We start from the raw sequence: 6,404 nt of genomic DNA, 5'->3' as shown, positions 1-6,404 counted from the left end.
GCCCACGGATTCAAGGCTGCGGGCGGGCACACCGAGCCGGAGGCGAGGTGCCGAGTGGTGGGGCAAGAGCCTTTTGGTTACTTTTGGGCTCTTTTCAAAAGTGACCCGCTGTAAGAGCGGAACCAATATCAGCCATTACCCAAATAACGGATAATCCCCCACCCCCTGAAAAACCACCCAGCGCAACAATTACCCCTTGGGCCCATTCCCAATCTGCCAAACAAACGGCGGCTCAGCCCCATTAACCACCCAATCCCCCACAATCCGCGCCTTGTAAATCACCGGATTATGCGACGACACCGTCCGCGCATTTCGCCAATGCCGATCCAGGGATTTCCCCTGACGCACATCCGAAGCCCCCAGCGCATTGAACAGTTCACTGGTGGCCCGCTGGATCAACTCCGACACCACCACCTGCGCCGTAGCCGATTCAATCTCGGCCGCCACATTGGCCGCGCGCTCCGCCGCCTCATCCCCGCCAAACCGCGCGACATACGCCTGTTGCGCTGGCACGGCGGCCTTCAACGCGCTGGCCTCGGCAGCGTAGACCAGCGCCGCGACTTCGCCGACCACCTGCTGCACCTGGGCATCCTGGCTGACCTGCGGCGCATTGCCATGGCTGTAAATACGCTTGCGGCTACGCACCTGATGGGCCACATCGCGCAGCGCGGCACGGCCGATACCGGCCAGGCTGGCCAGCAACACCAACTGGTAGAACGCGGTCTGGTATTTGAAGCGGGTGGCGAAATCGATCACGTTTTCAGCCTCCACCACCGCATCGGTAAAGCGCGAGGTGCCGCTGCCGGTGGTGCGTTGGCCAAAACCGTCCCAGTCATCGCTCTGGACAACGCCGGGCTGGCGCGCGCGGGTGGCGGCGATCACGTCGCCGCCGGTGTCGCTGCGCTGGGCGTACACGTCGATCCAGTCGGCGAAAATGCTACCGGTGCTGTAAAACTTTTCGCCATTGAGTTTCCATTGCTCGCCGTCGGGGCTGACCTGGGTGACGACGTCGCCGATAGCCACCGCGCCGATTTCAGTCCAGGCGCAGCCGACGATATCGCCGTCGACAAAGCGCTTGAACCACAGGTCGCGGCCGGCGCTCGGCGGCGCATTCAGCCGGTCCTCAGCAAAGGCGAAGTGACCGCGCAAGGCCTGGGGCACGTTGGAGTCGGCTTCGGCCAGTTCGATCAGCAGTTCGAACAATTGCGGCAAGGACGCACCGCCGCCGCCATATTCCACCGGCACCCGAACGGCGCCAAAGCCAGCCTCCTTGAGCCACTGGATCGGTTCATGGGGCAGGGTGCGGCCCTGTTCACGGGCGACTGCGCCGTCGGCGATGCGCTGGAAAATCGGCCGAAAACGCGCGGCCAGGGTGGGGTAGTCGACGCCGAGGGAGAGCGGGTTGATGATGTGATGGTCGGTCATGGGCAAGGCTCCGGGACAGTGGTCAATGCCAGGGGGATTGCACAGTCCGTGCCGTGTGCCGGGGCCAGTGTTTACGGGGGCAATCGCCCGATAACTGTTGCCCCGGCAACAGTTATCCAACAAACCGGCGCAATCCTCAACACGCGGCGGCGGGGTATCCGCGTGACGAATGTGCAGCGCAGCGCCGATGGGCTGGGCGTTTGCCCGTGGCTGGCACGCTTGCTGCTCAACCCTTGGGTACATTCCCTTGTGCGAGGTACCGTTCGATGAGTCAGCAAGCCGTGAAATTTGCCTATTGGGTGCCCAACGTCAGCGGTGGGCTGGTGGTCAGCAAGATCGAGCAGCGCACCCACTGGGGCATCGACTACAACCGCAAACTGGCGCAATCGGCCGAAGCCGCAGGCTTCGAATACGGCCTGACGCAAATTCGTTTCACCGCCGGTTACGGCGCTGAAAACCAACATGAATCCGTGGCGTTCAGCCATGCACTGCTGGCCGCGACCACCAAGCTCAAGGTGATCGCCGCGATCCTGCCAGGCCCGTGGCAACCGGCGCTGGCCGCCAAGCAATTGGCGACCATCGACCAACTCACCAACGGCCGCATCGCGGTGAATATCGTCAGCGGCTGGTTCAAGGGCGAGTTCCAGGCCATCGGCGAGCACTGGCTGGAGCACGACGAGCGCTATCGCCGTTCCGAAGAATTCATCCGCGCCCTCAAAGGCATCTGGACCCAGGACGACTTCACCTTCAAGGGCGACTTCTACCGCTTCAACAACTACACCCTCAAACCCAAGCCGCTGGGCCAGCCAGAAGTGTTCCAGGGCGGTAGCTCACGGGCTGCACGAGACATGGCGGCACGCGTGTCGGACTGGTACTTCACCAACGGCAACACCCCGGAAGGCATCAAGGCCCAGGTCGATGACATCCGCGCCAAGGCGGCGGCGAACAACCACTCGGTCAAAATCGGCGTCAACGCCTTTGTGATCGCCCGCGACACCGAGGAAGAGGCCCGCGCCGTGCTCGCGGAAATCATCGACAAGGCCGACCCGGAGGCCGTGAATGCGTTTGGCGACGCGGCCAAGCAGGCGGGCAAGGCCTCCCCCGAAGGCGAGGGCAACTGGGCCAAGTCCAGCTTCGAAGACCTGGTGCAGTACAACGACGGCTTCAAGACCAACCTGATCGGCACCCCAGAGCAGATCGCCGAGCGCATCGTCGCGCTGAAGGCCGTGGGCGTGGACCTGGTATTGGCGGGCTTCCTGCATTTTCAGGAAGAAGTCGAATATTTCGGCAAGCGCGTGCTGCCGCTGGTACGCGAGCTGGAAGCCAAGGCCGAGATCAAGCAAGTGGCGTGAATAGGCGCGACAGACCGCAGTTGTGGCAAGCGGGCTGTGTGAGTTTCTGCGTTGTGGCAGGTGTGGTGATGTGTGGCGAGCGGGCTTGCCCGCGTTGGGGTGCGCAGCAGCCCTGAAAGCGGCTGGCCGGGTTTGTCTGGCTGTGCGCGGGGTTCTTGCTGGGGCCGCTGCGCGACCCAACGCGGGCAAGCCCGCTCGCCACGGTTGGGGCTGTGAGAGTTTCTGTGTTGTGGCAGGTTTGGTGATATGTGGCGAGCGGGCTTGCCCGCGTTGGGGTGCGCAGCAGCCCTGCAAGCGGCTGGCTCGGTTTGCCTGGCTGTGCGCGGCGTTCTTGCTGGGGCCGCTGCGCGGCCCAACGCGGGCAAGCCCGCTCGCCACGGTTGGGGCTGTGTTAATTATTGTTGGTGGGCAGTGGCGAGGTGGGGGTATTGGTCGGTCTGACTTTGCAGGGTCAGCACTTCAAAGCCATCAGCCGTCACCGCCACCGTATGTTCCCACTGCGCCGAGAGGCTGTTGTCCTTGGTTACCACCGTCCAGCCGTCCTTGAGGCTGCGCACTTTGGCGCTGCCCTGGTTGAGCATCGGCTCGACCGTGAACACCATGCCTTCGCGCAGTTCCATGCCGGTGCCGGGGCGGCCGAAGTGCAGGATTTGTGGTTCTTCATGCATCTGTTTGCCGATGCCGTGGCCACAGTATTCGCGTACCACACTGTAGCCATTGGCGTGCGCGTGGCTCTGGATCGCATGGCCGATATCGCCCAGGCGCGCGCCGGGCTTGACTTGGCGGATGCCGGCCCACATGGCTTCGAACGTTTTCTCCACCAAACGCTGCGCTTTCGGCGCGACGGTGCCGATCATGTACATCTTGCTGGAGTCGGCGATGTAGCCGCCTTTTTCCAGGGTGATGTCGATGTTGATGATGTCGCCATCTTTCAACACATCGCTGGCGCTGGGCATGCCGTGGCATACCACCTCGTTGATCGAGGTGTTGATGCAGAAGGGGTAGTCGTATTGCCCGAGGCTGGCGGGGCGGGCGTTCAGGTCGTTGCGGATGAACGCTTCAACGGCGCTGTCCAGTTCCAGGGTGGAGCGGCCGGCGGCGACAAAGCCGTCGAGCATGCTGAATACCTGGGCCAGCAGGCGCCCGGATTCACGCATCACGGCCAGTTGAGCGGCAGTCTTGATCATCAGCTGCGCCCCCGGATCAGGTCGGGTTTATCGAGCAACAGTTTGTTGATCAGCTCGTTGTAGGGCAGGTGGGGATTGAGTTCGGCGAGCAGGCCGATCTTGATCCAGAACTCGGCCTGGGCGTTGATGGAGCGGTCCATGGCAGCACTGGCCAGGCGCAGTTGTTCGTGCAGTTGGTCGGTGATCTTGACGATGCCCATGTGCTTCACTGTGTTGAGTTGATATACAAAGCGTATATGTTTCGTATGTCTAGCGTAAACCCCCAGCGGCTAAATGGCGCTTGGCCATTGACTTGCCGCACGACCGCCGGTTAATTTCCAGACATGACCTTTCAAGCTTTGCGCCGCCAGCCCAGCATTATTATTACCGCCATTCCTCATTTGGCGGGATAGCACACGGCTGCACCCCAACCCGCCTTAGAGGCGGGTTTTGTTTTTCCGTCTCCAGGGCCCTCTGTAAATGCCAGGAGACACCGATGAGTACGCGCCCCGTTCCTGAACCCGCTGACGCAGGTTTGCTTGAACACTATGTGAAAAAGATCCTCGCCGCCCCGGTCTACGATTTGGCGGTGCGCACCCCGTTGCAGGCAGCGCCCGCGCTGTCGGCATTGCTGGGTAATCACGTGCTGCTCAAGCGCGAAGACCTGCAACCGACCTTTTCCTTCAAGATCCGCGGCGCCTACAACAGGCTGGTGCAACTCACCCCTGCGCAGAAGGCGCGGGGCGTGGTTACCGCGTCGGCCGGCAACCACGCCCAGGGCGTGGCGCTGGCGGCGAAGGCGCTGGGGATCAACGCGCGCATCGTCATGCCCGCCACCACGCCGGAGTTGAAGGTGTTGGGCGTACGTTCCCGTGGCGCCGAAGCGGTGCTGCACGGCGAGAGTTTCCCGTTCGCCCTGGCCCACGCGTTGCAATTGGCCGAGACGTCCGGCTGCACCTTCGTGTCGCCCTTCGATGACCCCGAGGTGATCGCCGGCCAAGGCACGGTCGCCATGGAAATCCTGCAACAACAGCAGGGCCCGCTGGACGCGATCTTCGTGCCGGTGGGCGGCGGTGGCTTGATTGCCGGGATCGCTACCTATGTCAAATACCTGCGGCCCGAGGTGCGCATCATCGGTGTCGAACCCGAGGGCTCCAGCTGTCTTTTGGCCGCCCTGCGGGCCGGTGAGCGGGTGGTGCTGCCCAGCGTCGATGGGTTTGCCGATGGTACGGCGGTGGCGCAAATCGGCGCCTATGGCTTTGAAATCTGTCGCGATTGGGTGGATGAAGTAATCACGGTCACTAACGACCAATTGTGCAGCGCGATCAAGCTGATCTACGACGACACGCGCTCGATCACTGAGCCGTCCGGTGCGTTGGCGGTGGCCGGTATTCGCAACTACGTGGCCAGCCGCGGTGTACGCGGGCAAACCCTGGTGGCGGTTAATTCAGGGGCGAATATTAACTTTGATAGTTTGCGACATGTTGCTGAAAGAGTCGCCGCGCAACCTACTGTTTAAACAAAGCGCCGGGGTTAAACGTTTAATCGAAGCGGTTCGGCGATAATTTAAACGCCATGTTTTACCGACTATGAATATGCGCAGTGCTTATGAAGAAAAGTTACAACGAGCGCGGAATTTGCCGAGTAGGCTTGGTGATTACAAGCGTCTTCCAAGGCCGGTAAGACGCGGCAGGCACGTGCCCGCCAACCAACCACTTGAACAGTGATAACACTCCATTGGCAGTCTCAAGAAAGGAGAGGTTGACCATGCTTTCGGAATTAGAACTTCGCAGCATTATTGAAGGAAGTTTCCTGCCCAAACGGTGCGAATGCACCAAAGCCGAAGATGCTTCGCTGACGATCAAAGTCTATGACGACCGCGACCGTGACCGGGTGGATTTGGAAGTCAAAGGTATAAATGCTGAAAAACTCGACAGCAGTCGAGCCATTTGCAACCTGATCGCCGGGTTGCGCGAAGACCTCAAACATTCCCACACACCCGCCCTGCAAAGAGCGGCAGGGCGTGGCGTCTATTAAACCGACGCGTGAGGTTGGGTGACCGCAGACCGGTGGGCCTGGATAAACGCCAGGCCCAGTACGGTTTCTGTCGCCACCGCCAGCAGGATCCCAGGGCCTGCATTGCCATTGATCCATTCCCCCATGCCCAACAAGGCCAGAACCAGGCAGCCAGTGCTGAACCCGGCGGTCATGGCGCTGCGCAGCTCCGAGGGTGGCGCATGGCGGGCGCGATAAAACATGACACCCAAGCCCAGGAACAGCGCGGCGTTGCGGCGCGACACCAGCCCGGTAGCACTCGAGTATTCGACACTCCATAGCCAAAGCAGCAAGTTGGGGCGCAATCCCCAGACCAGGGCGAGGGCAAAGCAGAGCAGGGCAGTGAAGAGGGCGAGGGAGCGGAAGCTCAACTGCATGGCGAATCCTTTCAGCCGGATGACAAGCC

The 6,404-nt window shown here is 61.6% G+C and carries 7 protein-coding genes; 3 read left to right on the top strand and 4 right to left on the bottom strand.

What is annotated here, in order from left to right; genetic code table 11:
* Window positions 1-189 precede the first annotated feature (189 nt).
* Window positions 190-1,425: an acyl-CoA dehydrogenase family protein gene (locus GIW02_RS21690; RefSeq protein ID WP_236419922.1), complete on the bottom strand. Its 1,236-nt coding sequence runs from the start codon at window positions 1,423-1,425 to the stop codon at window positions 190-192.
* Between the two features lie 266 nt (window positions 1,426-1,691).
* On the opposite strand from GIW02_RS21690, the gene sfnG reads away from it, so the two are divergent.
* A complete protein-coding gene (gene sfnG / locus GIW02_RS21685) occupies window positions 1,692-2,777 on the top strand; it encodes a dimethylsulfone monooxygenase SfnG (protein WP_236419920.1) in 1,086 nt (361 codons plus the stop codon).
* Between the two features lie 395 nt (window positions 2,778-3,172).
* Here the strand turns inward: sfnG and map are convergent, their stop codons facing one another.
* Window positions 3,173-3,964: a type I methionyl aminopeptidase gene (map, locus tag GIW02_RS21680; RefSeq protein ID WP_236420020.1), complete on the bottom strand. Its 792-nt coding sequence runs from the start codon at window positions 3,962-3,964 to the stop codon at window positions 3,173-3,175.
* Complete coding sequence (locus tag GIW02_RS21675) at window positions 3,964-4,164, bottom strand: ParD-like family protein (RefSeq protein ID WP_003190946.1); 201 nt, start codon at window positions 4,162-4,164, stop codon at window positions 3,964-3,966. The genes map and GIW02_RS21675 overlap by 1 nt, the downstream gene beginning before the upstream one ends.
* Window positions 4,165-4,439: 275 nt before the next feature.
* Between GIW02_RS21675 and ilvA the strand changes: the two genes are divergently transcribed.
* The gene (ilvA, locus tag GIW02_RS21670; RefSeq protein ID WP_236422063.1) at window positions 4,440-5,462 is read left to right on the top strand and encodes a threonine ammonia-lyase, biosynthetic; all 1,023 of its coding nucleotides are present in this window, start codon (window positions 4,440-4,442) and stop codon (window positions 5,460-5,462) included.
* A gap of 248 nt (window positions 5,463-5,710) precedes the next feature.
* Window positions 5,711-5,980 (top strand): DUF1652 domain-containing protein, encoded by a 270-nt coding sequence (locus GIW02_RS21665; protein ID WP_236419029.1) that lies wholly within the window; start codon window positions 5,711-5,713, stop codon window positions 5,978-5,980.
* Here GIW02_RS21665 and GIW02_RS21660 read toward each other — a convergent pair.
* A complete protein-coding gene (locus tag GIW02_RS21660) occupies window positions 5,977-6,375 on the bottom strand; it encodes a hypothetical protein (protein ID WP_236419028.1) in 399 nt (132 codons plus the stop codon). The genes GIW02_RS21665 and GIW02_RS21660 overlap by 4 nt on opposite strands.
* Between the last annotated feature and the right edge of the window lie 29 nt (window positions 6,376-6,404).

This window comes from Pseudomonas syringae, assembly GCF_021606685.1.
Taxonomy (GTDB): domain Bacteria; phylum Pseudomonadota; class Gammaproteobacteria; order Pseudomonadales; family Pseudomonadaceae; genus Aquipseudomonas; species Aquipseudomonas syringae_R.
Note: the sequence above shows the minus strand (reverse complement) of the source record. Positions and strands in the feature narration are given on the sequence as shown.